This window comes from Streptomyces sp. NBC_00287, assembly GCF_036173105.1.
In the GTDB taxonomy this organism is placed as follows: Bacteria; Actinomycetota; Actinomycetes; order Streptomycetales; family Streptomycetaceae; genus Streptomyces.
Map to the genome: position 1 here is coordinate 9608211 of NZ_CP108053.1, position 24948 is coordinate 9633158.

General features: G+C 69.4%; 28 protein-coding genes and 3 pseudogenes. 15 read left to right on the top strand and 16 right to left on the bottom strand.

Annotation, left to right across the window (positions count from 1 at the left end; genetic code table 11):
- Nucleotides 1-33: 33 nt before the first annotated feature.
- Both OHT76_RS43850 and OHT76_RS43855 read left to right on the top strand, forming a co-directional pair.
- A pseudogene (locus OHT76_RS43850) lies at nt 34-141 on the top strand (transposase); the annotation flags it as partial.
- 4 nt (nt 142-145) lie between these two features.
- A pseudogene (locus OHT76_RS43855) lies at nt 146-391 on the top strand (ATP-binding protein); the annotation flags it as partial.
- Nucleotides 392-436: 45 nt separating this feature from the next.
- Here the strand turns inward: OHT76_RS43855 and OHT76_RS43860 are convergent.
- Entirely contained in the window at nt 437-934 is a 498-nt protein-coding gene (locus tag OHT76_RS43860; protein ID WP_328868657.1) for a hypothetical protein, read from the bottom strand.
- Between the two features lie 417 nt (nt 935-1351).
- Nucleotides 1352-1525 (bottom strand): hypothetical protein, encoded by a 174-nt coding sequence (locus OHT76_RS43865; RefSeq protein WP_215211100.1) that lies wholly within the window; start codon nt 1523-1525, stop codon nt 1352-1354.
- A 183-nt stretch (nt 1526-1708) separates the two neighbouring features.
- Between OHT76_RS43865 and OHT76_RS43870 the strand changes: the two genes are divergently transcribed.
- Entirely contained in the window at nt 1709-3841 is a 2133-nt protein-coding gene (locus OHT76_RS43870; RefSeq protein WP_328868656.1) for a hypothetical protein, read from the top strand.
- Nucleotides 3842-4083: 242 nt separating this feature from the next.
- Here OHT76_RS43870 and OHT76_RS43875 read toward each other — a convergent pair whose 3' ends face one another.
- Entirely contained in the window at nt 4084-4467 is a 384-nt protein-coding gene (locus OHT76_RS43875; protein WP_328868655.1) for a YybH family protein, read from the bottom strand.
- A 272-nt stretch (nt 4468-4739) separates the two neighbouring features.
- Between OHT76_RS43875 and OHT76_RS43880 the strand changes: the two genes are divergently transcribed.
- The gene (locus OHT76_RS43880) at nt 4740-5822 is read left to right on the top strand and encodes an IS110 family transposase (RefSeq protein ID WP_328868654.1); all 1083 of its coding nucleotides are present in this window, start codon (nt 4740-4742) and stop codon (nt 5820-5822) included.
- A gap of 310 nt (nt 5823-6132) precedes the next feature.
- On the opposite strand, the gene OHT76_RS43885 is transcribed toward OHT76_RS43880, so the two are convergent.
- Together OHT76_RS43885 and OHT76_RS43890 are read right to left on the bottom strand one after the other, a co-directional pair.
- Nucleotides 6133-6321, bottom strand: a complete 189-nt coding sequence (locus tag OHT76_RS43885) for a hypothetical protein (protein ID WP_328868653.1) — start codon at nt 6319-6321, stop codon at nt 6133-6135.
- Nucleotides 6322-6331: 10 nt separating this feature from the next.
- The gene (locus tag OHT76_RS43890) at nt 6332-6478 is read right to left on the bottom strand and encodes a hypothetical protein (RefSeq protein ID WP_328868652.1); all 147 of its coding nucleotides are present in this window, start codon (nt 6476-6478) and stop codon (nt 6332-6334) included.
- A 707-nt stretch (nt 6479-7185) separates the two neighbouring features.
- On the opposite strand from OHT76_RS43890, the gene OHT76_RS43895 reads away from it, so the two are divergent.
- Nucleotides 7186-8619, top strand: a complete 1434-nt coding sequence (locus tag OHT76_RS43895) for a hypothetical protein (RefSeq protein WP_328868651.1) — start codon at nt 7186-7188, stop codon at nt 8617-8619.
- A gap of 213 nt (nt 8620-8832) precedes the next feature.
- Here the strand turns inward: OHT76_RS43895 and OHT76_RS43900 are convergent, their stop codons facing one another.
- The 5 genes from OHT76_RS43900 to OHT76_RS43920 all read right to left on the bottom strand — a co-directional run bounded on the left by OHT76_RS43900 (nt 8833) and on the right by OHT76_RS43920 (nt 12460).
- Nucleotides 8833-9330: a hypothetical protein gene (locus OHT76_RS43900; RefSeq protein ID WP_328868650.1), complete on the bottom strand. Its 498-nt coding sequence runs from the start codon at nt 9328-9330 to the stop codon at nt 8833-8835.
- Nucleotides 9331-9432: 102 nt separating this feature from the next.
- Nucleotides 9433-10347: a replication-relaxation family protein gene (locus tag OHT76_RS43905; protein ID WP_328868649.1), complete on the bottom strand. Its 915-nt coding sequence runs from the start codon at nt 10345-10347 to the stop codon at nt 9433-9435.
- A gap of 349 nt (nt 10348-10696) precedes the next feature.
- The gene (locus tag OHT76_RS43910) at nt 10697-11413 is read right to left on the bottom strand and encodes a hypothetical protein (RefSeq protein ID WP_328868648.1); all 717 of its coding nucleotides are present in this window, start codon (nt 11411-11413) and stop codon (nt 10697-10699) included.
- 127 nt (nt 11414-11540) lie between these two features.
- The gene (locus OHT76_RS43915) at nt 11541-11885 is read right to left on the bottom strand and encodes a hypothetical protein (protein ID WP_328868647.1); all 345 of its coding nucleotides are present in this window, start codon (nt 11883-11885) and stop codon (nt 11541-11543) included.
- 5 nt (nt 11886-11890) lie between these two features.
- The gene (locus OHT76_RS43920; RefSeq protein WP_328868646.1) at nt 11891-12460 is read right to left on the bottom strand and encodes a peptide deformylase; all 570 of its coding nucleotides are present in this window, start codon (nt 12458-12460) and stop codon (nt 11891-11893) included.
- Between the two features lie 101 nt (nt 12461-12561).
- On the opposite strand from OHT76_RS43920, the gene OHT76_RS43925 reads away from it, so the two are divergent.
- From OHT76_RS43925 to OHT76_RS43935, 3 genes are all read left to right on the top strand, one after another.
- Nucleotides 12562-12819: a hypothetical protein gene (locus OHT76_RS43925; RefSeq protein ID WP_328868645.1), complete on the top strand. Its 258-nt coding sequence runs from the start codon at nt 12562-12564 to the stop codon at nt 12817-12819.
- A gap of 230 nt (nt 12820-13049) precedes the next feature.
- Nucleotides 13050-14729: an ISAzo13 family transposase gene (locus OHT76_RS43930; RefSeq protein WP_328868644.1), complete on the top strand. Its 1680-nt coding sequence runs from the start codon at nt 13050-13052 to the stop codon at nt 14727-14729.
- A 63-nt stretch (nt 14730-14792) separates the two neighbouring features.
- The gene (locus OHT76_RS43935) at nt 14793-15146 is read left to right on the top strand and encodes a DUF2750 domain-containing protein (protein ID WP_328868643.1); all 354 of its coding nucleotides are present in this window, start codon (nt 14793-14795) and stop codon (nt 15144-15146) included.
- Here OHT76_RS43935 and OHT76_RS43940 read toward each other — a convergent pair.
- Both OHT76_RS43940 and OHT76_RS43945 read right to left on the bottom strand, forming a co-directional pair.
- Nucleotides 15112-15582: pseudogene (locus tag OHT76_RS43940) on the bottom strand (IS5 family transposase); the annotation flags it as partial. The gene OHT76_RS43935 and the pseudogene OHT76_RS43940 overlap by 35 nt on opposite strands.
- 93 nt (nt 15583-15675) lie before the next feature.
- Complete coding sequence (locus OHT76_RS43945; protein ID WP_328868642.1) at nt 15676-17040, bottom strand: transcriptional regulator; 1365 nt, start codon at nt 17038-17040, stop codon at nt 15676-15678.
- Between the two features lie 165 nt (nt 17041-17205).
- On the opposite strand from OHT76_RS43945, the gene OHT76_RS43950 reads away from it, so the two are divergent.
- From OHT76_RS43950 to OHT76_RS43970, 5 genes are all read left to right on the top strand, one after another.
- Nucleotides 17206-17847: a hypothetical protein gene (locus tag OHT76_RS43950; RefSeq protein ID WP_328868641.1), complete on the top strand. Its 642-nt coding sequence runs from the start codon at nt 17206-17208 to the stop codon at nt 17845-17847.
- A gap of 8 nt (nt 17848-17855) precedes the next feature.
- On the top strand, nt 17856-18479 hold the full coding sequence (locus tag OHT76_RS43955; RefSeq protein ID WP_328868640.1) for a hypothetical protein: 624 nt from the start codon (nt 17856-17858) through the stop codon (nt 18477-18479).
- A 25-nt stretch (nt 18480-18504) separates the two neighbouring features.
- Nucleotides 18505-18669 carry a hypothetical protein gene (locus tag OHT76_RS43960; protein WP_328868639.1) on the top strand — a complete coding sequence of 55 codons (165 nt, stop codon included), beginning with the start codon at nt 18505-18507 and terminating at the stop codon, nt 18667-18669.
- Nucleotides 18670-18773: 104 nt separating this feature from the next.
- On the top strand, nt 18774-19949 hold the full coding sequence (locus OHT76_RS43965) for a YcaO-like family protein (protein ID WP_328868638.1): 1176 nt from the start codon (nt 18774-18776) through the stop codon (nt 19947-19949).
- Nucleotides 19946-21277, top strand: coding sequence for a TfuA-like protein (locus OHT76_RS43970; RefSeq protein WP_328868637.1), 1332 nt, complete (start codon nt 19946-19948; stop codon nt 21275-21277). The genes OHT76_RS43965 and OHT76_RS43970 overlap by 4 nt, the downstream gene beginning before the upstream one ends.
- 7 nt (nt 21278-21284) lie before the next feature.
- Here OHT76_RS43970 and OHT76_RS43975 read toward each other — a convergent pair whose 3' ends face one another.
- The gene (locus OHT76_RS43975; protein ID WP_328868636.1) at nt 21285-22343 is read right to left on the bottom strand and encodes a phosphotransferase; all 1059 of its coding nucleotides are present in this window, start codon (nt 22341-22343) and stop codon (nt 21285-21287) included.
- 114 nt (nt 22344-22457) lie between these two features.
- Nucleotides 22458-22583 carry a DUF6420 family protein gene (locus OHT76_RS43980; protein WP_328876417.1) on the bottom strand — a complete coding sequence of 42 codons (126 nt, stop codon included), beginning with the start codon at nt 22581-22583 and terminating at the stop codon, nt 22458-22460.
- A gap of 197 nt (nt 22584-22780) precedes the next feature.
- On the opposite strand from OHT76_RS43980, the gene OHT76_RS43985 reads away from it, so the two are divergent.
- The gene (locus OHT76_RS43985) at nt 22781-23212 is read left to right on the top strand and encodes a hypothetical protein (RefSeq protein ID WP_328868635.1); all 432 of its coding nucleotides are present in this window, start codon (nt 22781-22783) and stop codon (nt 23210-23212) included.
- Complete coding sequence (locus OHT76_RS43990) at nt 23209-23820, top strand: hypothetical protein (protein ID WP_328868634.1); 612 nt, start codon at nt 23209-23211, stop codon at nt 23818-23820. Before OHT76_RS43985 ends, OHT76_RS43990 begins: the two co-directional genes overlap by 4 nt.
- A 375-nt stretch (nt 23821-24195) precedes the next feature.
- On the opposite strand, the gene OHT76_RS43995 is transcribed toward OHT76_RS43990, so the two are convergent.
- Both OHT76_RS43995 and OHT76_RS44000 read right to left on the bottom strand, forming a co-directional pair.
- Nucleotides 24196-24435 (bottom strand): hypothetical protein, encoded by a 240-nt coding sequence (locus OHT76_RS43995; protein ID WP_328868633.1) that lies wholly within the window; start codon nt 24433-24435, stop codon nt 24196-24198.
- Between the two features lie 62 nt (nt 24436-24497).
- Complete coding sequence (locus OHT76_RS44000) at nt 24498-24842, bottom strand: hypothetical protein (RefSeq protein WP_328868632.1); 345 nt, start codon at nt 24840-24842, stop codon at nt 24498-24500.
- Nucleotides 24843-24948: the final 106 nt, after the last annotated feature.

Consider the following 24948-nt stretch of genomic DNA (forward strand, 5'->3'; position numbering starts at 1 on the left):
CAGCAAGGTCGAGCCGGGTCGGTGGGCCAACAGCCCGACCGCCTGGCGTCCTTCGCCGGCCTCTCACCAGTGCCGCGGGACTCCGGCCGCGTCAGCGGCAACATGCGCCGCCCGCGCCGGTACCACCGCGGCCTGCTTCGGGCCGCCGCTGGAACGGGCCGAAGCGAACCTGGTGTTCCAGGTGATCTCCAAGGGCTATGAAAAGGGCTCGATCATCCTGACGTCGAACAAGACCTTCAGCGAACGGGGGCAGGTGTTCGGAGATGAAGTCCTGGCCACGGCCATCCTCGACCGGCTCCTGCACCACTGCGACGTCGTCTCCATCAACGGCCCCAGCTGCCGGCTGAAGAACCGGCTCGCAGCCATCGAACACGACACCAACGTGGCCTGATCACACGCAATTTCCCCCGTCACCCGTCGTCATCCCGCCGGCTTCCTAGCAGGGCTGGCGGGGAGGCAGAACCGCTCGGGAACGCCAATAATCCGCGTCGCGAGGGTCGGCCAACCATCCGATCAGACGCTCAGCGCCTGTTTGGAAGGCGCGGGGCAGTGAGGTCTCCCCACCGACAACAAGCGTGAGGGCGTCGACGTCATGGCCGGCGTGATCGGTGTCGCACCAGCAGGCCACGTTCACCGCTGCGTCGACCGCGAGCTGGCCCAGGTCTGTCCACACCACCTGAAGCAGGAACTCCAGCTGATCGCCCCTGTCCGCATGCTCAATGACATCCAGGCCGAGGATGATGGGCGTCCACGGCTGAGGGCCGGGGAAGGCCACATGATCCAGTGCCCACTCCCACTCCGCCTTGTCTTCGCCGGCGCGAGCCGCATCAACGCCACGGGCCGCATGCTTCAGGGATTCCGCGTCAGCAGGTGAAAGGCGGGGGAAGAGCGTGGTCAACGGGATGTCATCGCAGGCACCTCTGACCATGGCCATGAGCCGATCATCTATTTGCTCCGGCCCAAACGGCAAGGAGCCCCCCTGACTCAAGGTTTCTCACCACGAGACCGACGTCTTGGCAGCCACCAAGCTGAGCACGTTCATCCGTACCTACCTGATCACTTCAACGAGTACGCCGACAGACCCGGCAGCGGGCCTACGGGCGTCGTTAACGAACGTGTCACGAGCCGCACAAATGCCGTTGATCATTTGTCGCTTTCGGCGGCGTTGACCTGGGCTGTCCGGCAGTATGCGTGTTCGTGGGGCGACTGTCGGTGGGGATGCGTGAGCTAGTTGAGCACTGGACGGTGCTCGATGACGAGGTGGAGCTCGTGGCGGTCAAGCGGGGTGCGACGAGGCTCGCCACCACCGCCCCACCTGGAGGGGGCGCCCGGTGACGGGGCTGATGGGCAGTCACCTACGGCTGCCGCGTACGGCCCGGATCACTTCGGCGACAGCCTTCAGCACTGTGGCGCGGTCACGCGAGGCGGTGCCCTTCACCACGACGATGACGATCAGCACAGCCGCGGCAGCGGCGACTAGCGCGACGGCGACGGGCACCAGGGTGGCCCAGGCGGCGATGTTCATGGCATTCCCTCCCTTCGTGCAGCCACCGGATGGGCCGCACGAGGAACATCACAGCCGACCGCCCCGCAGCGCTGAAGCCTTACCGGACCGGGCGGATACCAGCATCAAAGGCCCAGTTCACAGGGGTGTTGAGCCGACCGCCGGACGGATCCGACAGATCCGCGGGACCGGGGAGGGTGTGCGGTGATCGAGAGCACGGATCTGAGTACCGAACGAGAGATCTTGCGTTCGGAGCTGCGCAAGCTGGAGGCCAGCGCGCTTCAGGGCCGGGACCGCACGGACGCCATCGCCGAAGCCGGCCGTCGGCTCCAGCAGGCCCTCTCACCCACTACCGTCGGCGGCTGGTTCGAAAGGGGCACCCCGGCCAAGGACTTCAAGACCCTGTGGACCCTGGTCGAGGTCCTGCTGGAATGGTCCGGGGTACCTCGACCCGACACCCTCACCGGGCCGGACCGCGCCAAAGCGACAGGGCAGTGGGTGAGCACGAAGGAACTGTGGAAGAGGCGGTGGGAACAGGCCAGGGCGCCTCAGTCCGTCGCCGCCTTGCCACCTGGTTTCCGGGCGGAAGGCCGCTACGTCGGCCGACCGATTGCCGAGTTCGACGATCGGCTCGTTCTGAACGACCTGGAGGTGCACCCAGCCCTCGACGGCGGCGCTGCAGTCGGCAGGATCAGCGCGTTACCGGCCTACGTCAGACGTGAGTTCGACACTCGGCTGGGCTCGCTTGTGGCCGCCGCCGCGAATGGGCAGAGCGGCATCGCAGTACTGGTCGGCGGGTCTTCCACGGGTAAGACCCGGGCCTGCTGGGAAGCGGTCAAGAACCTGCCGGACGGATGGCGGTTGTGGCATCCGATCGAGCCCGATCAGCCGACAGCCGTGATCAGGAACCTGGACCTGGTGGCGCCGCGGACCGTGGTGTGGCTCAACGATGCCCAGCACTACCTTCTTGACCGTGACCACAGTGCGCAGGTCGCCTCCGGCCTCCGCGAGCTGCTGAACGACCCCGCACGCGGCCCGGTGCTGATCCTGGGCACTACCTGGCCCGAGCACTGGGACACGCTCACCGATGTCCCCAGGACTGGGCCCGTACCACCGGACCCGTACGTGCAGGCCCGCCAGCTGGTCACGAACAAGAGCATGGCCGTCCCAGAGGCCTTCAGCGTTGAGGAACTCACGACTGCACAGGCCGCCGCCACTGACCCTCGTCTGGCCGAAGCTCTTCAGCACGCGGAGCAGGGGCAGGTCACCCAGTATCTGGCCGGCGTCCCCGCCCTGATCGAGCGCTACAACAACGCATCCCCAGGTGCCAAGGCGTTGATCGAGGCCGCGATGGACGTGCGCAGCCTTGGTCACGGCCTCGCCCTGCCCCTGGCTCTGCTGGAGGCCGCCGCCGAGGGCTATCTCACCGACACGCAGTGGGACCTGCTGGAGGACGACTGGCTCGAACGGGCCCTCGCCTATGTTGTCTGCCCGGTGCGTGGCACCCGCGGCCCGCTGACCCGTATCCGGCCACGACGCGGCCAACCCACCTTCGCGCAACCCCACTACCGTCTCGCCGACTACCTCGAACAACACGGCCGGCATAGCGGCACCGTTCCTCCGGCTCCCGGAGCCCGCGACGCTCTCGTCGTTCCAGTTCCGGCTCACACGTGGGACGCCCTGATTGACCACGGCACTCCGGCGGGCCATGCATCACTCGCCCGCGCGGCCCACGCCCGTGGTCTTCTCCGCATCGCCATGCGCCTGCACCGGGGCGCCGTCGAGGCCGGCGACACCCGTGCTCTGAGACCGACGGCCGACATCCTGCGAATGGCCGACCGGGAGGAAGAAGCGGTCGCGTGGTACCAGCGCGGCGCCGAAGCCGGTGACCTTCTCTCTCTGGGATGGGCAGTCCTGCTGCTGACCAGACGCGGTATGACAGACGAGGCCTTGACATGCCATCAGCTTGCTTCCGAGGCGAGCGATTCCGCCCCCTTGGGGATGAACGCTCTGCTGGAGAAGATGCAGCAGATTGAGGACGCCGATGCCTGGGTCCAACGCAACGTCGTCGACGGCGCGAGGGTCACCACGCAGTGGGCTCCCCTAATGCTGAGGGACGACTACGCCTGGCTGCTGCAGAGGCCCACACGGATAGCCGAGGCCCTGGAGCGACTGAGAACCCATGCTGAAGCTGGTAACACTGGCTCCCTGACCCTGGCCACCGATCTGCTGCACGCGGCCGGGCGCGTGGACGAGGCGAGAAGGCTGAGACGGTACGGGTGGGAGCCGAATGGATGGATCGCCGAGCCGTGGGAGGCCCCGCTGCCAGGTGATTGAACGGTCGCTACGGTAACGCGTCAGCTATGCACGTCGCTGGAAGATCGGGCCCGCTCCAGAACGCGGTACACCGTCGCCCTCGACACACAGACAACTCGGCGGGGTCGGCGATGGAGTGCTCGCCGGTGGCGTGCTGCTCGACCAGATGGGCCTGCTGGCGGCCCGTCAGCTTGGGCTGCCCCGCCTGGCCCGCACCAAAGCGATCAAGACCAACGGGACGACATAGCCGACCGCCTGAGGGATCAGGAGCTCAGATGCTCATGCAGCATCTTCCACCCGCCATCCTGCCGCACGATGAGGTTGGTGCCCCGCCCCTGGCCAGACCGCAAGGCACCATCGACGACGCCGGTCCAGGCAAACCGATAACGGCACACCGCGACATCGGTTGTGAGTACAGGCCACTCCAGATCCCGGACTTCATACACCTCGTCGAGGATCTTCGCGAACGTCTTCTCGATCGCGGACCGGATCTCCCCGATGCCCCGATACGAGCCGTCCGAGAACCAGTACGTGGCGTCCTCGGCAATGAACGGCACGACGCGCTCGATGTCATGGCTGTTGTTGGCCAACTCGTACTCGCCCATGAACAACGCGAGTTCAGACTCCAAGGATGTTCGATCCGTCACGACGGCCATCATGCCGAAACCCGCGCATGACCATCATCACGGTCCACACCGTGCCGCCCCGGTGGTCCCAAGGCAATCCGCCCTCCGGTGCCCGCCACACGCCGCCTGATCTTCGCCATTCGCCCACGAACTGGGTCCAGTTGGAGTCGCCCCGATGGGGCCGCTGAACGCCGCCCTAGACCGTATGGAGAACCGGCGCCTCGCTCGCAAGTTGGCGCGGGTTGCCGCCACTCTGAGTGGCGGTAGAGCCGCAATTGCGGGAGGTGCCGGTCATGTTCGAGCGTACGTATGCCGGGCTGGATGTTCACGCCCGTTCCGTCGTCGGGGCCGCGATCGATGGAGTATCCGGGGAGATCCGGTCGCTGCGGCTGGCGCCGGAAACGGACGCGGTGGTGGCCTGGGCGGCGTCGCTGCCGGGTCCGGTGGCGGCAGCGTATGAGGCCGGGCCGACCGGGTTCGGCCTGGCCAGGGCGTTGCTGGCGGCGGGCGTGCGGTGCGTGGTGGTCGCACCGTCGAAGGTCGAACGGCCGCCGGGTGACCGGGTCAAGACCGACCGGAGGGATGCCGAGCGGCTGGCGAGGCTGCTGCGGATCGGGGAACTCCCGGCCGTGCGGGTGCCCACCGAGGCGGAGGAAGCCGCGCGGGATCTTGTGCGGGCCCGCGAGGACGTGCGCGGAGATCTGATGCGGGCCCGCCACCGGCTCTCCAAGTTACTGCTGCGCCACGGCCTGGTGTGGCAGGGCTCGGCCTGGACGCAGGAGCACGAGTGCTGGCTGCGCTCGCTCTCCTTCGACCGGCTCGGCGTGCAGCTGGCTTTCGACGAAGCCTTCGACGCCGTGCTGAACACGCATGCCCGCCGCGGGCGGCTGGACGGGGCCATCGAGCAGATGGCCGCCGTCTCGCCGTTTGCGCCGGTGGTGGGGCGGCTGGGGTGCCTGCGCGGCGTCAGCACACTGACCGCCTTCGGTCTGGCCGTCGAGGTCGGCGACTGGCACCGGTTCACCGGCGCCACCATCGGCTCCTATCTGGGACTGGTGCCCTCGGAAGCCTCCAGCGGCCAGCGCCGGGCGCAGGGCCCGATCACCAAGACCGGCAACAGCCACGCCCGCCGGCTGCTGGTGGAGGCGTCCTGGCACCACCGCAAGCGGTACCGTCTGGGCCGCGAGCTGATGCGCCGCCAGGCCGGTCAGCCGCCCGCCGTCCGGGACCGGGCCGAGCGCGGCAACCGGCGCCTTAACCAGCGGTGGAAGCGATTCGACGCCCGCGACAAGCGGCCCACCATCGCCGCCGTGGCCGTCGCCCGCGAACTGGCCGGATGGTGCTGGAGCCTGGCCGTGATGGACGAGCCGTCCTGACCCCATCCGGCCTGCAAGCCGCCGGTGGGAGACCGGCGCTGGACGGGCAGCGCGAGGAGGACCCGCGGCACAGCTATGAGCAGCCCCGCCGGAGATCGGTGCGGCCACGCTCGACCCTAGACCCGCGGAACACTCCCGACGCACAACCGGTCATGCGGTACCCAACCCGCGCATATCAGTCTGACCGCGCGTCGAGCCGACACGCCTCACTACACGCCCTCTCCCACCGGCCCAACAACACGAAGACCAGGCCCGGCACCTGAATGTCGAGCCGGACACCGCACGTCCCTTGACACCCAGGCCCTCCATATCAGCTGTGCTGTTCGGGCACGTTGGTGACAGCAGGGTGGTCTTGCATGGGTGAGGGCCTTCTGGGTTCGGTGGGGATTGCGACATCTACCGCCCCCGTCTCGGGGACGAGGCCGGCGACGATCGTGAGGGTGACGATGCCCACCATGGCGGTGCGGGCTCGGCTGTGGATGGTGTGGCGTTTGGTCATGGCCTGCTCGTTAGTCCCCCAGGTTTTCTGGCGGCGTGGTCGCTGTTACCGCTGCGGGCAGCCGGCCGTTCAGGATGTCCTGGCGTGGCAGTGACAGCCCGGAGTGCTGCTGCAGGGCGGTCAGGGTCGCACGCAGCGAGTCGAACTCCTCGCTCACGTCGTCATCGAGGAGTCCGGCTTCTTCGAACGCCGGGAGCAGGAACGCTATGCCCTTGTCCGGGGTGGTTTTGTACGCGAGTAGCGGCGTCGTTTTGACATGTCATTGGGAGTCGCACGCTCGCGCGGATAGGCGGTGTTCACGAGTACGGGAGGCACGCGTTGGGAGGCGTAGAAAGCGGTGAGGCCCCCGCATGGACTTGGGGCCTCTGAGATTCTGTGCCAGGGTGCATGACGCTGCCAGGGGCAGCCACGCACGCAAGCCCGGCCGGGCGCGTAGTCACCCGCTGGGCCTCAGTCACGAAATCCGGCACAGCCCCGGACATCGGCCTGGGACACACCCAGCGGCCCGCGCCTCGGGATGTGAGGCAAACGCGCCGCCGCCGTTTCGCTAGGGAGCGGCGTGCTGGAAGGGGTCGGAGCGGGGCGCCCGGGAGATGCGCCGCTCCGGCAACGCCCTAACGCCGCATCCCGACCCGAGCTCTTCAGGATCGGGTGTTCCACTTCTTAAGTGGCCTCCCAGTGAGCACCCGCCCACTGCTGTGCGCGCGTACCCCCACTTCCGGGTGTCACGCCTCGCTCAAACGGGCCTGCCGGGAAGCAGACGGCAGGAGACCGTGGTCGGTTGGTCTCCAGCGGCCCACGTCCAGGACCTGCGCCAGGGCGGACCGGGCCGGTAGTGGGACGTGCCCGGTGGGGTGCCTCCTGGTGCAGAAGGAGAAGGCCCTGATGTCCTTGCAGAACGTCCGAGCGACGGATCCGCCCGCTGGCGTCCGGCGATCGCATCCGGGATGGTTTCTGGCTGCGGCCGGGCTGGCAGCCACGGTTGCAATGGTGCTCCCGGCCCCGCTCGCCCACGCCGACACGGTAGACGTGAAGTGCTCGGTCCCGGACCTCGTCGCGGCGGTGAACACGGCCAATAGCTCACCGGGCCCCGACACCCTCCGCCTGACCCGCAAGTGCACCTACTGGCTGGCTACCCCCAACCCCGCCAACTCGTCCAACGGCCTGCCGGCCATCACCAGCGGCATCACCATCGAAGGCAATGGCGCGACGATCGCGCGCGCCCGGTCCGCCCCCGATTTTCGCATCCTCTTCGTGGACGACACCGGCATCCTGAAGCTCAACAAGACCACCATCAGCGGTGGCGCGGCACCGGACTGCCCGAACTTCCCGGGCGGCGGGGCCTGTGGTGGTGGCATTTCCAGCCTCGGCACGCTGATGGTGAGGCATAGCCGAGTGGTCAACAACACCGCCGAGTCCAGCGTATTCGCCGAGGGCGGCGGCATCGAAAGCGGAAACGCCGCCGGGGTCGGCGCAGCGACCTTGGCAGACACAGAGATCAGCAAAAACACCGCCGTCTACAACGGTGACGTCCAGAGCTCTGCCGCAGGCGGCGGAGTCCTCAACAACGGGCCCCTAACGGTGGAAAGGACCCGCTTCACCAACAACGCCGTCCGCGTCACCAAGAACACCGACAGTCTCGCTCTCGGCGCCATCGCCTTCTTCGCCCCGGCGACGATCAGGGACAGCCTCATCAGCGGCAACCACTCCACCGCCCCGGGAGGCACCGCGCGCGGCGCTCTGAACAATTCCGCCACGGTGACCGTGACAGGCACCGTCATCCGCAACAACACCGCCAGCGCCCCGGGAGGCACCGCCAACGGCGGCGCAGCCGGGAACGGAGGCACGCTGACCTTGACACGCACCCGCGTCATCGGCAACCACGCCACCGCTCCCAATGGCGGCACCGTCACGGGCGGCGCGATCAGTCTCGGCCCCGAGGGCGATCTCACTCTGAACAACAGCACAGTGCGCGGCAACACCGCCAGCGCTCCGGGCGGCACAGCCCGGGGCGGCGGCATCAGCAACGATCTCGGCGGCACCGTGACGACCGAGCGATCGCAGATCAGCGCCAACACCGCCAAGGCTCCGGATGGCGGCACCGCCCGGGGCGGGGGCATCTTCAACGCCGTCGGATCGACGACCCTGAACCACAGCTCCGTCACCGACAACCATGCCGACGACGGAGGCGGCATCTTCGAGGAGTCCGGCACCGTCACGCTGAATGACACCGAGGTCAAACGCAACCACCCGAACAACTGCGCCCCACCGAACAGCGTCCCCGCCTGCGTCGGCTGAGCCAGCCCCTCTGCAGGGCCCGCACCACGCTCGGTGCGGGTCCGCCCCGTACCCGCTGACAGGCCGGCGATCCAATCCCACAAGCCACCGACGGACCGGCCGCCAGCCAGGGAAGCCGCTGGCCCGGTTGCTGCCCGTACTGGCGAGCATCGACATCCCACCACGGGGAGTGCACCCGCTTCAGGAGTGACGGCCGTCCGTCGCATGGGACTGTCAGGTGCCTTCATTTCTCTTGAACATCCGCATGCCGACTCGTCTCCCACTGCCTCCCGAGCACATGGGTAATCGCTGCTCTGAGAAGTGAACGAAGCCATCCGGGGTGTCGCCGATGTCGAAGCGGCCGACCGTTTGGCTGTCGCGGTAGTACCAGCACTCACTGGGCGGGTCGTCCGGCTTCGGGGTCAGGTGCAGGACTTCGACGGCGCCTGCGGAGAGGTCGGGGTGAGCCCACCAGGCCTTGGAGGGCCGGCCCTGCTCCACCGCGTGTGACCAGCCTGCGCATTCACCGAAGCGGGCTACGCGGGCTGATGCGCGGTCGTTGAACGTCAGCCGCTCGGCCTCGGCGAAGGTGATCGGGTCGAGCACTTCTGTGGGCCGGGCGCCGAGCCGGACAACGAGGTCGCCTGGGCTGATGCCGCGTGCGAAGGTGACGAACAGGATGGGGGCGTCGTTCCGCCAGGCCTCGGTCAGCCACGTGATGCCGTCGCTCAATGTCCTCTCCTGGATTGAGGGGTGCGACAAGGGCAGGAGGGTGCGGCCCTCCCACCCCAAGCTGCGCCGCATCCTCCTGGGTCGGGGTGTGTTCTGGGTTTCTTACAGCGCCGTCCAGGATTGTGGTTCGCCGGTGGTGAGTGGGGTCCATACGGGGTGGGTGGGGCCGAGTTGTTCGATGTCTTCGAGGATGGCGGCTGCGAGGGGGACTTCGCGGGCGAGGGCGGCGACGAGGGGGTGCTGGATGGTCATTGCTTTGAGGTCGTTGATCCGGTGGGCCAGCCTGGTGGGGGAGGCTCCGGTGAGGATGAAGAGGATGCGGGGGAAGAGGGGGTAGTGGCGGAGCCAGGCCGGTCCGGGAGCAGCGGGTCGGCGGCGGCCGGCGGGTGGTGGTTCGTGGGTGAAGAGGCGGGCGTAGTCGATGAGTTTTATGGCGAGGCGTTCGCTGCTCATGGTGGTGCGGTCGACTTCGATGAAGGCGCGTAGTTTGCGCCGGTGTTCGCCTTGGGTGATGGTGTAGTGGAGGAGGGCGTCGGCGGTTACCCGTTCGCCGTCGCCGATGGGGTGGGAGACCTCGGGGGTCCAGTCCCACGGCCCGTGTTCGTGTCCGAGCCGGCGGGCGTCTGCCGCAAAGGGCAGATGGGCGCGCACAACGGTGAGCGTGTGTGGTGTCTTCAGTGATGCTGCGGTTGTTGAGGTGATGGGGTAGGGCGGGCGGCCGCGCAGGAGGGGGAGGTCGCGGGTCAGGCGTGCTCCTTGCGGTGTGAGGTACCAGGCGTGGGTGCGCGGCCGGTCCGCGCCCGGAAGCGGTGTGAGGTCGGTGAAGCCTGTGGTGCGCAGTTTGTTCAGTGTGCGGGAGAGCAGTTGGCGGGAGCCGTCCGGCCGCAGCATCTGGCGCAGTTGGCCGGTGGTGGCCATGCGGTGGAGGGCGAGCGCGGTCAGGACCTGCAAGCGCAGCGGTTCAGCGGGGCTGGGGGCCGACTCGGTGGCCGGAGTATCTGGTGTGGAGCGGGTCATGGGGCTGAGGCAACAGGCAGCCCCCAACCCAACGGCCGACCATGAGCCCCCGACCACGGTCACGACTCGGGAACGTTTCTCGTGGTCGGGGCCGTGGTCGGCGCCGGTGGCCCCGACCACGGCTGCGTGAAGGCTCGTGGCGGCTCAGGAACAGCCCTACGGCAGGCGGTTGTTGGAGGTTGGCGATGGCCGGTCCGCAGTAGCCGGGGCTGGTGCGGGGTGTGGTGGCGGGCCGTGCCGTGCCGGCCGTCGTGCGGCATCCGGCCCGCAAGGGGGGCCAACGCCCGTTGCCGGCTGCCGCGTTCATGGGGCGGTGGGCGGTGGGCGGTTGGGTGTTGACCGCCGGGTTCTATTTCTTGGATCGCTGGGCGGCTTGTTCGAGGATGCGTCGGCGTGTCCACCGCCGGCGCCCGTTCTGGCGTCCGGCGTTCTCGGCTGTTGCGTCCACGGTTTTCAGCAGTGGCAGGTTGCCCTGGGCGAGGCTGCTGGAGAACGAACCGACGCTTTTGTATCCCAGCAGGGCGGCTGCCTGGGTTGCTCCCAGGAGTTCGTCCGGGTCGCCGTCGGCGGGGACGGCGGGCAGGGAGACCGGGCGGTCGATGCCGGCGCGTCTGCCGCGGCCGGGCCGGGTGGCCATCCAGTCCTTGAGGGTCTGCACGCGCCACAGCTGCCGGCGGTAGGGGTTCTCGGCCGTGCCCAGCTCTTCGACGACGTCCGGGTCGGGGAAGTATCCGGGGTGGTCGCGTACGAAGGTGGTGACCTGGTTGGAGTTCTTGTAGCCGAGGAACCGTGAGGCCTGCGCCGCGTTCAGCAGCTCCTGCGGGCCTAGGGAGGGCGGGGTGTGCTCCTTCAGCCTTGCCGGCGTGCGGTGCGCGAACCACTCGGTGACTTGGCCGTGGTCCCACAGGCGGGCGCGGCCGCGCTGGCCGGCGGTCTCGGGAAACGGCACGCCGGCCGCGTTCTCGGCGCGCTCGTTGTAGAGGCCGGTGATCCGCGCGGGGGTCAGGCCCTGTTCAGCCGCGATCTCGGCAGCGTCGGCCAGGCGAGGCTCGCGGCGCGAGGTCATGGCCAAACCGTCCGTCCTGTCAGAAGCGGGCCGGCCCGCCCGGCTCGCAAAGAAAATAATGGCAGGAGTTTCGGTTCGGGGTCCAGCCCGCGGCTCAAGGGTTTTCCCGGACGGCCGCGCGCACGGCTCACTCCTCCGGGATCAAGCAGACTCCGCGGTGCGCCGCGTCCTTCGCCATCTCCGCGTACGCCAGGGCGGCCGGCGTCATCTCCCACTCGGCCAGGGCCAGCAGCCAGATCACCTCGTCGCGGTCCTGTGAGGCATCACAGGGCATACCGGCCGCGTTCGCGGCGACCATCAGCTCCTCGGTGCCCAGCCCCCCGAGGCGCTCTGCCAGGCTCCGGTGCAGCTCCTGCAGACCCTGCTGGTACAGCTCGTTCGCTTCGCGCAGGAGCAGCACCAGGTCTTCGTCGAGGCTGGCCGGTGCCGCCGCAGCGAGGTCGAGGATGCGCTGGGTCGTCGTCACCGTCACTGAGTTCAGGCGCCTTCGTAAATCCAGGCCCGGCCGGTCTGCCGGTACTCCTCCACGGGGATCGGTTCGACCCCGGTACGCATCCGGGCGGTGTACAGCAGGCCGTCGAGGTGGTCGATCTCGTGGTGGATGAGGCGGGCGAGGCCGCGCTCGTACACGGTGGTCACGGTCTCGCCGGTCAGGCCCGTGGTCTGGACGGTGATCTTCAGGGGGCGGGGGACCAGGCCGCGGACATCGAAGAAGCTCAGGCAGCCCTCGTACTGCTCGTCCATCTCGGCGGAGCGGTCGATGATCCGCGGGTTGAGCAGGATGATCGCCGGGGCATCACGGGGCGGCTGGACGACGGCCGTAGCACGACCGATGCCGATCTGCGGGGCAGCGATGCCCATGCCCTTGGCGAAGGGGTGGACCTGTCCGATCCGTTCCATCGCGGCGAACAGCTCGTCGGTGATGCGCTCGGCCTCGTCGCGCTCGGCGGGCAGGTCGAAGGCGCGGGCCGGTTCGGCGAGGATGCCGGCCCCGTGCTGGACGACTCCGAGGTCTCGCATCTGCTGGCTGGGCGGCACGTCAATCACCTGAACTCCCCTTGATGCCTGTTCTGTTCGGGCCGCGCCCGGAACCGCCACTCAAGACGGTACCGAGCGTGCAGAGCGGGTGTGGAGGTGATCCACGTGAATTGCCGTTGCTCACCCTCGTCGCTGCGGACGGGCAGCTCGCGCTGCTGGCGTTGAAGTCCTATCAGCGGATGGGCCGCTTCCCGAAGCCGGAGGAGTACCCGGAGATGGTGGTCGGCTTCGTCCGCCGCGCGGTGGAGCTGCCGGAGGGGACCGTGCCGTTGTGGGCGACGGGCCGGACGGCGGAGCGGCAGCGTACGGAGGTGCGCCGCCGGGTGGGCAACGTACGACCAGGCCGAGGCCTGCGAAGCATTCCGTGACGCGCGGGCTGTCAGGCCATTCGGACGACGGTGCGTGACACACTGGGGGACACCGACCGGAGCGGCATCACCACGTGCGACGTCCAGGCCGTCGGCGCCCACTTCCTGGCTGATCTGCGGGCTCGCTGCCGGGCCGACGGGACGTCAGCGGAGTCGCTCCGGAAACTCACCTCTTGGGGCTTGCCGGGAAATAAGTCGTGGCTTCCAGCTCCGGGGATCGTTGTAGTGGTATGGGGAGACCGGAGGGGATCGAGGCCGTCCTGGCGGCGAAGTTCGAGACGTTGTTGCCGCATCTGGACGAGCGTCAGCGCCGGCTGGCCATAGGGGCGGAGGCGCGGTCGCTGGGACACGGTGGAATCAGGCTCGTAGCCCGTGCGGCCGGAGTGCGGGCGGGCACGGTCTCGCGCGGGGCGGCTGAACTGGAGTCCGGCCAGGGCCCGTTGGGTCGAGTCCGCCGTACAGGCGGAGGCCGGAAGAAGGCGAGTGAGCTGGATGCGGGACTGCGGCCCGCGCTGCTTGCGTTGGTCGAGCCCGACGAGCGGGGCGATCCGATGTCGCCGCTGCGCTGGACGACGAAGTCGACCCGGAACCTGGCAGCAGAGCTGACCCGCCAGGGCCATCCCGTCTCCGCCGACACGGTCGCCGGTCTGCTGCGGGAGGAAGGCTTCAGCCTGCAGGCCAACGCCAAGACCGTCGAAGGCGCCCAACACCCGGACCGGGACGCCCAGTTCCGCTACCTCAACGAGCAGGCACGAGATCACCGGGACGCCGGAGATGCGGTGATCAGCGTGGACACCAAGAAGAAGGAACTGATCGGCAACTACAAGAACGCCGGTCAGGAGTGGCGGCCCGCCGAGCAGCCCGTGGAGGTCAAGACACACGACTTCCCCAGCCAGGCCGAGAAGGCAATCCCATACGGAATCTACGACACGACAACGAACACCGGTTGGGTCTGCATCGGCACCGATCACGACACCGCGGCGTTCGCCGTCGCCTCGATCCGCCGCTGGTGGCAGGCCCGCGGCCGGCACGACTACCCCCGCGCCTGCAGGCTACTGATCACCGCTGATGCCGGGGGATCAAACGGCTACCGCACCCGCGGCTGGAAGGCCCATCTGGCCGACCTCGCCGACGAGACCGGCCTGGATATCACCGTGTGTCACCTGCCGCCCGGCACATCGAAGTGGAACAAGATCGAGCACCGGCTGTTCTCTCACATCACCATGAACTGGCGCGGCAGGCCCCTGACCAGCCATGAAGTCATGCTCCGCACCATCGCCGCGACAACCAGCCGCACCGGCCTGACGGTGCACGCCGAACTCGACAGCGGTCAGTACCCCACCGGCATCCAGATCAACGACGAGGCCATCGCCGCTTTACCGATCATCCGGCATCGCTTCCACGGAGACTGGAACTACACCCTCCACCCCGCAGACCAACGACCGCCTCCGGACCGGCCCCGGCACAACCGACCGCCAGCCGGCGGCACTCACTCCCTCATGCCCGACAAACTGCAGCACCCTGAGCTGACCGGCATGACACGCCAGCAGCTCAGCGACCTGATCAACACCTTGATCCCTGAGCTGGAAGACTCCCGCGAGCAAGCCCGCCACGCAGCCCGCGGCGGACCACGCCGCGTCGCCCGCGGCACAGGCCGCAAACCCAGCCTCACGCCCGCCGACCAGATCCTGGTCACCATCCTCTACCTGCGAAAGCACAGTCTTCAGGAGCTCCTCGGGCAACTCTTCAACACCACCGCCATGACCATCAGCCGTGCCGTCAAAGACGTTCGCCCGCTCCTGGAAGCCCACAGCGTCCACATCCCCGCCTCCACAGCCCGGTTCCGCACGCCAGCCGACATCACGAGATTCCTCGCCCCGGACAACTCCAAGATCAAATCAGCGTGTTGATTACCGGCAAGCCCTTAGAACTCCTAACGAAATGAGTGTTGGAGAACGGTAGGCTCGGTGGCCATGAGTCAGAGCGGTTCGCAAGCGGCGGCATTCTTCCGAGACGTCCGCCAAAGCAGCGTGGTCTGGCTTGTCCGGGATGACGATGGAAGCCCGACTCACCTCTCTGCGGACGGCACGCGGAGTTTTCCCTTCTGGTCGACCTCGCCGCGCGCCCAGAGGGCAGCAAAGATCTGGGGGCATGGGCTCCGCGTTGAGTCCGTGCCCTTGGACACCTGGTGCGATCGCGTACTGCCCGATGCCGCCCGGGATGGACTTGTGATCGGCATCAACTGGAGCGGGCCGCGCCTGGTCGGCTGGAGCCTCACCCCCAACGAAGTTCTTAACCGGCTATCGGCGGCTCACAAAATGGCCTGAGTTGTCGGTGGGTGATCAGGCAGCAGGCGAGCTTGAGGAAGGCTTCGTGGATGTCGGCTCGTCTTTCCCAGCGGATGCGGAGCCGGCGGAAGCCATGTAGCCAGGCGACGGTTCGCTCGACCACCCACCGGAAGGTGCCCAGGCCGGTCCCGTGCAGGGTTCCGCGTCGGGCGATGGCGGGAACGATGCCGCGGGCGCGGACCTGGTCGCGGTAGACGTCGTGGTCGTAGCCGCGGTCGGCGAACAGGGAGTCGGGCCTGCGGCGGGGATGTCCGACCCTGCCGCGCACCGGCGGGACGGCGTCGAGCAGCGGCAGGAGCTGAGTGACGTCGTTGTGGTTGCCGCCGGTCAGCAGGACGGCGAGCGGGGTGCCGTGGCCGTCGGTGATCACGTGGTGTTTCGACCCGGCCCGCCCTCGGTCGACCTGCACGGCTCCGTGTGGAGCCCCCTTTTAACGCGGTCGGTCGCTGCGCTGGCCATCGTGCGGCGCTGTTGCCCCGTCAGCGCCGCCCTCGGTCCGGCGGACGGGTCAGGCTGTGCTCTCCAGGAAGTCGCGTACCAGCGGCACGTCCTTGCGTACGGCGAGCTTCGAGCGCAGGTTGTCCAGGGTGGAGGTGCCGCGTGCGGAGGTGACGCCGCCCATGTGCTCGATGGCCCGGTGCGCGGTGTCCACGGCGCCGTCGAGGTCGTCGAGCGCGATCCGGGCCTCCGCTTCGCGCGCCAGGTAGATGGCGGCGCCGCGGGGGAAGTCGTCCTCGCGGTAGATGTCGGCGCTGCGCCGCCCGTCCTCGGCGGCGGTGAACTGTGCCAGCGCCTCAGCCGGACGGCCGAGGTTGAGCGCGCAGGACCCGGCCAGCATCCTCAGCTCGCCGAGGTTGACCCAGTACACGCAGTCCGGATCCTCCTGCGGGGAACGGTCGCGGGCCCGGTCGTAGGCATCCAGGGCCGCGTTCTGGGAGCGGGCGGAGGCCCGGGAGTCGCCCGCGTGCGCGTGGGCGCGGGCCAGCCGGGCGTGCAGCATCGCCGCCATCCTCGGCGAGCCGATCCGGAGGGCCTGGGCGAGGGCGCCGTCGACGAGGTCGGCCGCGCCGTGCGGGTCGCCGGTCGAGTAGCGCATGATCGCCCAGAAGGCGAGCGTGTTGGCGGTGACCACCGGGTCGTTGGACGAGGTGGCCGCCCGCAGTGCGCCCAGGTAATACTCCTCCGCCAGGGCGTGATAGCCGGAGTCGTACGCGGTCCACGCGCAGATCCGGGCCGCTTCGGCCGCCGTGCCGTACAGCTGACGGGCGGTCTCCTCGGTGGTCGCCCTGGTCTTGAGGGTCGTCGTGATCAGTCGGAGCTGAGCCCGGGCGGAGGCGTGGACCTGGCCGGAGCCGAGTTGGTCGTCCTGACGCCGCAGGATGGCGAGGGCCTTGTCGAACAGGGCAGGCGTCTGCTGGCCGATGCGGCGGCCGCGGGAACTGGCGGCGGCTGGCTCGGCGTTGGCGGCCCCGGCGAGCAGCGGGGCTATGCCCGTAACGACGAGGAATCCCCTGCGTTCCATAGGCCCTCCTGTGGCGGCGACGCGGTCCAGTAGCTCGATCGTGGTCTGTGGGTTCCACGCGGCGTCAAGTAGTTGCCGCTCTCGGATACATGCCAGCTTCAGCCACTCCGGCCAGGGCCGGGCCGTGATCTCCTCGGCCGGGATGCTGTGCAGGGCCGCCATGGCCAGCTGGGCGGGCATCTCCGGGGTGATGCCGTACCGGGTCCAGCGTGTGACCCGCTTGCGGTCCTTCGTCGCGATCCGGCCGTACCCGAGCCTGCGGTGCACGACGTCTAATCGCGTCAAGTAGTCGGTGGCTGACCAGCCGTTGAGGTGGAGCAGGTAGGTCAGCGGGTGCCCGTCAATCTCCACCCCTTCATGGTGCCCCCTGGGACGGCGGGCCGACACGAACAGACCCGAACCGACCTGCGGCATGGGAACGCCTGGTAACGCCCTGGGCACACCTGGGCACGCCCCACCGCCTTCCGGACCTGCAGGAACGCCGCGAAGGTACCGGCACGAGGAAGGAGGGGGTCAATGGAGACCATCCCGCAAGTCGACCGCCACCCCGCCCACGCTGATTGGCAGCGGCACGGCAGTGTCCTGCTGACGGGCGTCCTGGAAGCCGAGCGGGTGCAGGCGGTGGGCACCCAAGCGCACGAGCTGATCGGCACGGCCGCCCCGTACGAACGGGATGAGGTCAGCTCCCGCCGGGACGGCTCGTTCGCCTCCCCGGTGCACTGCGGCTTCCTGCCGGCCGGGCCGCTGCTGGAGCAACTCGCCTTCGACAAGCAGCTGCTGACGGAGCTGCGGAAGGCGACGGGGATGCCCCGGCTGGTGCCGCGGGGCGGCTCGGTGGTCGTCTACCGCCAGGGCGACTTCCAGGGCCTGCACACCGACACGGTCAAGGCGACCGTCACCGTGGCCGTCGCCCTGACCGAGGACCTGCCACCGATGTGGTGGGCGCCAGCACTGCGCGACGCAATGCCGGAGGACCTGGCCAAGGTCGTCGCCGACAAGGGGATTCTCCCCGAGTGCGCCGAGTTCGAACGGCTTGAGCACCCGGGCCCCGACGGCAGCGTGCGCGCGTTCGCCGGGTACAGCATCCCGCACTGGCGCACCCCCTACCCCGGCGAGGAGCCCGGCCTGCTGGCCACCTTCTCCTACATGGACCTGTGAGGCGGGCCATGACGACGCTGCGACAGACGTGGCTGGCCGAGGGCTGGGCCGCCGCCCCGGCGGACGCGATCGAGCCGGGCCTGTGGGAGGAGATCGCTGAGGAGGCCGCGCGCTGCGAGAGGGTCGCCGTCGAGCGGCACAACGGGCGGCCGGGCCTGCTGGTGATGCGGGACGGCTCGATCACCTCGCCCCAGCGCTGCCGGGTGCACCCCGGCGGGAGTGCCCTGAACGCGCTGGCCCGCTCCAAGGTCCTCGCCGACATCGCCGGGGAGGCCACCGGACAGGCGCGGATGACGCCGATCCGGTACGGCTACAAGTTCTACGCGCCGGGCGACTACATGCACGTTCACCGCGATGACGGCAAGTGCGACATCACGTTCTCGTGCGGGCTGACACCGAACCTCGCCCCGATGGGCTGGCTCCCTGGCCTGCGCTACCTGTCCACGCAGCAGGTCGCCGACACGCTCCAGGACACGCCCTACCCGCAGGGCGAACAGTTCCCGATCCTGCACCGCGTGCTGTCCGGATTCGACGGCCGTCGGATCCCCCACTGGCGTACCCCGCTCGACACCCAGTCGCGCGAGGTGCTGATCACCATCTGCTTCTCCGACCTCTCGGTGAAGCCGTCCTAGATCCATCGACCCCAAGGAGGGCCCGATGACCACTGTCCAGGCGACCACCCCGGCGACCGTCGACCCGGCGGACTTTGTGACCGCGCTGCACGAGGAAGGCCAGCTCCCCCAGAACGCGGGCGGCGACCCGTCCGTGCCGGACTCCGCCTTCCCGCAGCACCACGTCTACGAGCAGCCCACCACCGCCTGATCCACCGGCCGCTGTGACCCGAAGCCGGTCGCCGCACCCCGCCCGCCCCGGCGGACGCGCGGCGGCCGGCGCCGTTTTCCCACCCCCTTGAAAGGAGCACCGTCGTGCGCAAGGTGTACTTCGACGGTACGCACCGCACCCGCCCGCCCGAGGAGACCTGGGAGACGATCCGTCCCCTGCTCCCCTCGTACGGGATCACCCGCGTCGCGGATGTCACCGGCCTGGACGACCTGGGTATCCCCGTCACCATGGCCGTGCGCCCGCTGGCCCGCACGCTGTCGGTCGCCCAGGGCAAGGGCACCACCCTGGTGGCCGCGCGTGTTTCCGGCGCGATGGAGGCGATCGAGGCGTGGCACGGCGAACGGGCCGTGCCCAAGCCGGAGTTCCGGGCCCCGGCCGACCATCTGGGCCTGCCGTACCCGGTCACTGTGCTGGAGGCGCACCCCGGCAGCCTGGTCACGTCCCGCACGGTGCTGGAGTGGGTCACCTCCCAGTCCCTCACCGACGGTGCCCTGGTGCCCGTCCCCGCTGCTTGCGTGCGGCTCGGCCGCCAGATGCACGACGCGTGGCGGCTGCACCTGCCCAGCTCTTCCACCAACGGCCTCGCCTCGGGCAATACCCGGGCCGAAGGCCTGTGCCATGCCCTGTACGAGGTGATTGAGCGCGATGTGATCAGCGACCTCGCCGACGGGCACCGGCCCGTGGCCGCGCAGCGCATCGACCCCGCCAGCGTCGAGGACGCCGGGTGCGCCGCCCTGCTCGACCGGCTCACCCGCGCCCGGATCTGGTTCGAGCTGTGGAGCCTGCCGAACCGGTTCGGGGTGCCGGTGATGGTCTGCTACCTGTGGCGCGAGGATCAGCCCACCTTGGTGGTGTCCGGCTCCGGCTCCCACTTGGACCCGCGCATCGCACTGTCGCGGGCCGTCACTGAGGCCGCCCAGACCCGGCTGACCCAGATCACCGGCAGCCGGGAGGACATCCATCCCCTCGCCTTCCAGCCTGGCACACACTCGGCCCCCGCCCACGACGGCAGGCCCACCGCGCCCTGGCCGCAGGTCGCGGGCGCGTACGGCACCGGCCACGCCACCGACGAGGAGGAGGCGGCGTATCTGGCGGCCGTGGTCGCCGCCCGCACCGGCGTCCCGCCGCTGGCCGTCGATCTGTCCTGGGGCCAGTTCCACCGGCGTGGCCTGTCGGTGGTCAAAGTGCTCGCTCCGCACCTTCGGTACGTCTCGCGCCACACCATCCCCCGGCCCGCATCCACCGAGGCGGCAGCATGACTCTTCACGTCTTTTCCGGGCCGACGCTGACCGCCGACCGCGTCCGCAGGCTCGCCCCCGACGCGGTGTGCCATCCCCCGGTCGGCCACGGCGACTTACTCAGGCTCGGCGCCACCGCGGGGGACGCGGTGGTCATCATCGACGGCGTATGGCACCAGAGAGCTCCGGTACGGCACAAGGAGATCCTGCTGCTCCTCGACGCCGGTGTCGCCGTGGTGGGCGCCGCCAGCATGGGCGCCCTGCGCGCCGCCGAACTCGCCGCGTTCGGGATGCTCGGCGTCGGAAGAGTCTTCGAGGCCTTCCGCACCGGGCAATTGGAGGCGGACGACGAGGTCGCCGTCCTGCACACCTCCGACGGGCAGCAGCTGACCGAGGCACTGGTGAACCTGCGCTGCACCATCCGCGGCGCGGCCGCCGCCCGGCAAGTCACCGCCGACGAGGCGGCCGCGCTGGAGGAGATGGCCCGTCGCCTGCCCTACACGCGGCGCACCTGGACCGCGCTGCACCGCGCGGCGGCCGCCCAAGGCCTCGGTGCCGCGGTGCAGAGCGTCGACCTGTGGCGCCAGGCGCACCCCTACGACCTCAAGCGCCAAGACGCCGAACACGCGCTGCGCTGGGCCGACAGCCCCGACTTCACCAGCTACCAGCCCTTCACCGACGCCTTGAGCGGGCAGCCATGGCGGACCAGCTTCACCACCCTGTGGCAGGTCCTGTACGCGCCCGCCGGGCAGGCTCCGGCCCCACAGCTCCCCCTCGGGGCGCTGATGCAGTACGAGCAGCTCTACGACCCGGGCTTCCCCCAGCGGTGGCGCAACCGAGTGCTGGCCGCCATCGCCCGCTGTTCCGACCCGGCGGAGGCGGAGGCCGCCGTCGACCACGGCGCGCACGCCGACGCCCTGACCGCCGACCAGGTCGCGTTCTGGCTGACCGAGGCGGAGCTGACGGCTTTGGACCCCGCCGAGATGCTGCGGCGGGTCATGGTGCGCTCCGCCACCTTCGACAGCGCATGGGACGTGTGGCCCGCCACCCGCGAGGACGCCGCCGGGTTGCTGGCCGACCCCGAGGCCACGGCCTCCACGGTCGCGGCGGCGCTGGAGCTGAACGCCGCCGTCGCCGTCGAACACCCGCGGTACGGCGTCGACCGTCTCGCCCCGGACCGGCTCGCCCGGCACGTCGCCGCCCGCTGGAACCTCACCGGCGAGGCAGGCGCCCGGGAGTGCGATGCCGCCGCCCGGGACCGGGGCTTTCGCGACTGGTCGGGCGCGGTGGGCGCGGCCCGCTCGTACTACCTGCTGCAGCGGGAACGCGAACGAAACGCTGCCCAGTGACCCCGGGTCAGGCCAGGACGGTCCGCAATTCGTCCTCGATGTCGTCGAGTTCGGCGAGCATCCGGCCGGCGGCCTGGGCCCGCAGGTCCCAGAACCGGGCGTAGATCGACCGGCCGGGCAGCTGACTGTCCCCGTACAGGGAGTCCACCCCGAACCACGAGGTCAGGTTGTGCAGCAGCGCCATCCGCGCGCAGTACACCAGCTCGGCGCGGGCTTCGGCGGGCACCTCCTGCGTGTACGCCAGCACGCCGTCGACCGCGACCGCCCGCCAGTTGGGCGACTCCGCCACGGTGAACGGCTCGTACAGCACCCGGCCCAGCTCCCACGTGGGGAACGCGACCCGGGCCTGGAGGTCGATGATGGCCTTCAGGTCCTCCTTGGCGTCCCACAGCAGGTTCGCGCCGGTCGCGTCGAAGTGCACCACCTGCTCGCGTGGGGCCGCCGGGAGTCTGGCCTGCACCCCGGGCAGGCCCCGCAGCTGGGCGATGCGCTCGGCGACCTGCTCGCGGCGCCGTAGATCGTCCTCGTCCGGCTCCGGCACTACGTCGATCAGCTCCAGCAGCCGTTCGCCCCGCTCGGTCAGCGCCTCGGCGGACGCTTCCCACCACCGGTTCTTGTTCGGCCTGTAGGCGCTGGCGGGGCAGGTGGCCAGGGCCGTGTGCAGGCGCCCGAGCCCGGTGCCGATCTGGCGGGCGTGCTGCGCGGCGTACGGCGTGTCCAGCGAGGCCGCGTCCACCCAGTCCCACACCGACAGCGCCACCCCGCCGTGCCGGGTGATCAGCGCGCCCTCGCGGTCCGGGTGCACGGCCGGGAACGGGCTGCCCGCCGCCCGGCCCAGCTCCATCAGGGCGATCCGCCCCGCCATGACGTCCAGGTCGGCGCGGGCCGGGTACGCCTTGACGAACACCCGCCCCCGCGCAGTGTCGGCGACCGCGTTGTCCGTCTCGGTGCCCAACGGGAGGATCTCCACTCGCGCGTCGGCCAGCCCGTACCGGTCAGCCAGCACAGCGGTGATCTGCTCGGCGGAGACCTCACCCGGCGAGGGCGACGAGGACGACTCAGGCACAGACAACTCCCGGGAGCGAAACGGCGTCACAGAAGGCTCGTCAGCCTAGCTCCCGCCACCGTTGCCAACGGCAGCATTCGGACAGCGCCACCCGTACGAGCCGACGCGTGGCACCTAGCCGCCGCTGGCCTGGTCCCCCTCACCATTCCGGCGGACGGGCCCGGTCAGCGCTTCGGTCTCCTGCAAGAGCCGGTCTGTGGAAGTGAAGTCCCCCGGCTCGACCGCGAGCGCGGCGCGCACGAAAGCGGCGAGCGCGATGCTCCCGGTGCGCAAAGAGCCTGTTCCGGCGTCGCTCCGTGTCCGGAACCGGGCTCCGGTGCCAGGGCTGGTGTGGTCTAGTTCGCGCCACGTCGCGCCAGATCAACTCACCTGATTTGATTGATAGTTAGGGAAAGGCGGGCCCATTGTGAAGGGCCGTCGCCGGAAGGAGTAGGTGGATGATCTCGGAGTCGCTGTTGGCGTTGGCCTCGGCTGGGGGCGCATCAATGGTGCAGGCGGCCGGCACGGATGGGTGGAATGCGATCCGGGATCGCGCCGCGCGCCTGATGGCTCGGGGGAGCCAGGAGAGTGAGGAATCGGAGAGGCGGCGTCTGGACCGGACCGCGGCAGCACTGACGGACAGCCCCGACGGGGGAGCGGCGGGCAGCCAGGCCGCTGCCTGGCAGGCTGGGTTCGTGGTTCTGCTGACTCGGCTGGAAGGCGCTGAGCTACACGCCGCGGTCGCGGAACTTCGTGCGCTGATCGACAGTGGGCCTACCGCTCCGAGTGACGCCTCAGCCCCCTTCGCGGGCAGTACCTTTCACGGCCAGACTGCCATTCAGACGGGCGACAACAATCATCAGGACAATCACTTCGGCCACAGCGGATGACCGCACCGCAGCGCGATGACCATGGCCGCAGTGGTCCCAAGCGCAGTGAATTCCACGGTCCGGCTGCCGTGCAGGACGGGAACCATAGCGTCCAGAACAACCACTTCCACGCTCCAAGCAAGCGCACCGTGGCCTTCCCGTGGGGTGCTGTTGTCACGTCGGTGAAGCATGGGCTCGTCACTCTGATCGTGGTGGGACTCCTCGGCGGCGGAGCGTGGTGGACCTACGACCACGTCCAGAAAAGGAACCAGAAGACCAACGCGAAACATGCAGGCTGCGACCAAGCACTGCACGCCTTCTATCAAGGCGGAACTCCCGTATCACTTCTGCTCCCCAATGACGTGTCGGTAACGAGGTACGTCGAACAACTGGAGAAGGCGGCTCGGACCGTGGGCGATCCCGAGATTGCCAGGTCGATTCGATACACGATCCAGGATGTTGAGGCGGCTCAGCGGGCCTATGACCGAGGCGATGAGGACGCCCTGTCAGATGCACAACGGAAAGCACACAGGGACCGGGAGGAGTGGTGGTCTCCTTGCTGGGATGTCGCAGGATGGGGATCTGTCCGCAACCTGGCACCCGTCCATGGCGGGGCGGTCAACGAATGACCGTAGGTGCTCCCATGCGATGCCGGCGAGCACGATCGCCGGAGAGCATTTCGTCCTGGCGCAGGCTCCCGGCATATCCCTACCGGCGCTGGGTTGCGGCGGGACCGGTCTGGGCGGCGTCGAGCCTCGCGGCCGGGCGCGTTGGCGGCGGTCGGGCTGGAGGTCGGGTTGCGTGCTGCGGCTTCGGTGGCCGCAGGGGTGTCCTGCTGAGTGCGTATCCGTGGAGCTGGTCCACGGCTTGGTGGCTTCCTTTGTGTTCGGCGGCGGTGTACCGGCCGGGCCGATGCGGCTGGGGGTGGCGTCGGGGCATGAGGGAACTCCGTCTGCGCAAGGGGGCGGGAGGCTGCGGCGGCCCGGCGTGCGCAGGAGGGGCGGTCACCTGGGGGACAGCGGCGTGTAGGAGGAGAAGGTGTAGTGGCCGAGGTCTCGCAGCATGCCGGCGGTCTCGTCCACGGCTGCGGGGCTGTCGTCGGTCTGGCGGGTGTATGCCTCGATCTCGCAGTTCCAGGTGAACCCCTGGGCGGCAAGGGATTCTTCGGTTGCGGGTGTGCGGTCCAGGGAGGACTCAGGGGCGGCCACGAGTCCGTGAGCGGGGTCGGGTACGACGAGGAACACCGGGCCTCTTTCAGCGTGGGCCACCCCGGCCGGGGTGGCCCACGGCCAGGGCTGACGGGCGGTCAGCGGGTGATGGTGACGGTGCAGTCGGCCTCCAGGACAGCCAGGGCGGCGCGGATGGCCGCGCGGGTCTGCGGGCTCGGCACCGAGCAGGGGAAGTCCAGGGTGCGCACGGCGTCGTCCAGGTCGTCGTCGGGCATCGGCAGCACGTGCCCGCTGCGGTAGAGGGCGACGGCGGTCGCGGTGGCCACGCGGCTGCGGTTGTAGGCGGTGGCTTCCCCGGCGGTGGCGTCGGTGCCGAGCGCTTCGCGTGCGGTGGGCGGCAGCGCTGCGATTCCGGCGGTGAGGCGACGGGAGGGGATGCGCAGAGGTGCCGGTCGTAGCGCGCGGCGCAGCGTTCGAAACATGGCAACTCCTGGGACTGGAAGGGGGAGAGGGGCCCTCACCTGGTGAGCGGGGTGGGGAGGTGGCGATCCCTCGGCCCACTTCTGATAATAGTGTGTTATGTGATGG

Bases quoted from the DNA above. Each gene is read 5' to 3' on its own strand.
- OHT76_RS43990 (WP_328868634.1), top strand. From the start codon at position 23,209: ATGACCGCACCGCAGCGCGATGACCATGGCCGCAGTGGTCCCAAGCGC.
- OHT76_RS43960 (WP_328868639.1), top strand. From the start codon at position 18,505: ATGACCACTGTCCAGGCGACCACCCCGGCGACCGTCGACCCGGCGGAC.
- OHT76_RS43865 (WP_215211100.1), bottom strand. From the start codon at position 1,525: ATGAACATCGCCGCCTGGGCCACCCTGGTGCCCGTCGCCGTCGCGCTA.
- OHT76_RS43950 (WP_328868641.1), top strand. From the start codon at position 17,206: ATGGAGACCATCCCGCAAGTCGACCGCCACCCCGCCCACGCTGATTGG.
- OHT76_RS43930 (WP_328868644.1), top strand. From the start codon at position 13,050: ATGGGGAGACCGGAGGGGATCGAGGCCGTCCTGGCGGCGAAGTTCGAG.
- OHT76_RS43910 (WP_328868648.1), bottom strand. From the start codon at position 11,413: ATGACCTCGCGCCGCGAGCCTCGCCTGGCCGACGCTGCCGAGATCGCG.
- OHT76_RS44000 (WP_328868632.1), bottom strand. From the start codon at position 24,842: ATGTTTCGAACGCTGCGCCGCGCGCTACGACCGGCACCTCTGCGCATC.
- OHT76_RS43985 (WP_328868635.1), top strand. From the start codon at position 22,781: ATGATCTCGGAGTCGCTGTTGGCGTTGGCCTCGGCTGGGGGCGCATCA.
- OHT76_RS43970 (WP_328868637.1), top strand. From the start codon at position 19,946: ATGACTCTTCACGTCTTTTCCGGGCCGACGCTGACCGCCGACCGCGTC.
- OHT76_RS43860 (WP_328868657.1), bottom strand. From the start codon at position 934: ATGGCCATGGTCAGAGGTGCCTGCGATGACATCCCGTTGACCACGCTC.
- OHT76_RS43905 (WP_328868649.1), bottom strand. From the start codon at position 10,347: ATGACCCGCTCCACACCAGATACTCCGGCCACCGAGTCGGCCCCCAGC.
- OHT76_RS43885 (WP_328868653.1), bottom strand. From the start codon at position 6,321: ATGACCAAACGCCACACCATCCACAGCCGAGCCCGCACCGCCATGGTG.
- OHT76_RS43880 (WP_328868654.1), top strand. From the start codon at position 4,740: ATGTTCGAGCGTACGTATGCCGGGCTGGATGTTCACGCCCGTTCCGTC.
- OHT76_RS43955 (WP_328868640.1), top strand. From the start codon at position 17,856: ATGACGACGCTGCGACAGACGTGGCTGGCCGAGGGCTGGGCCGCCGCC.
- OHT76_RS43935 (WP_328868643.1), top strand. From the start codon at position 14,793: ATGAGTCAGAGCGGTTCGCAAGCGGCGGCATTCTTCCGAGACGTCCGC.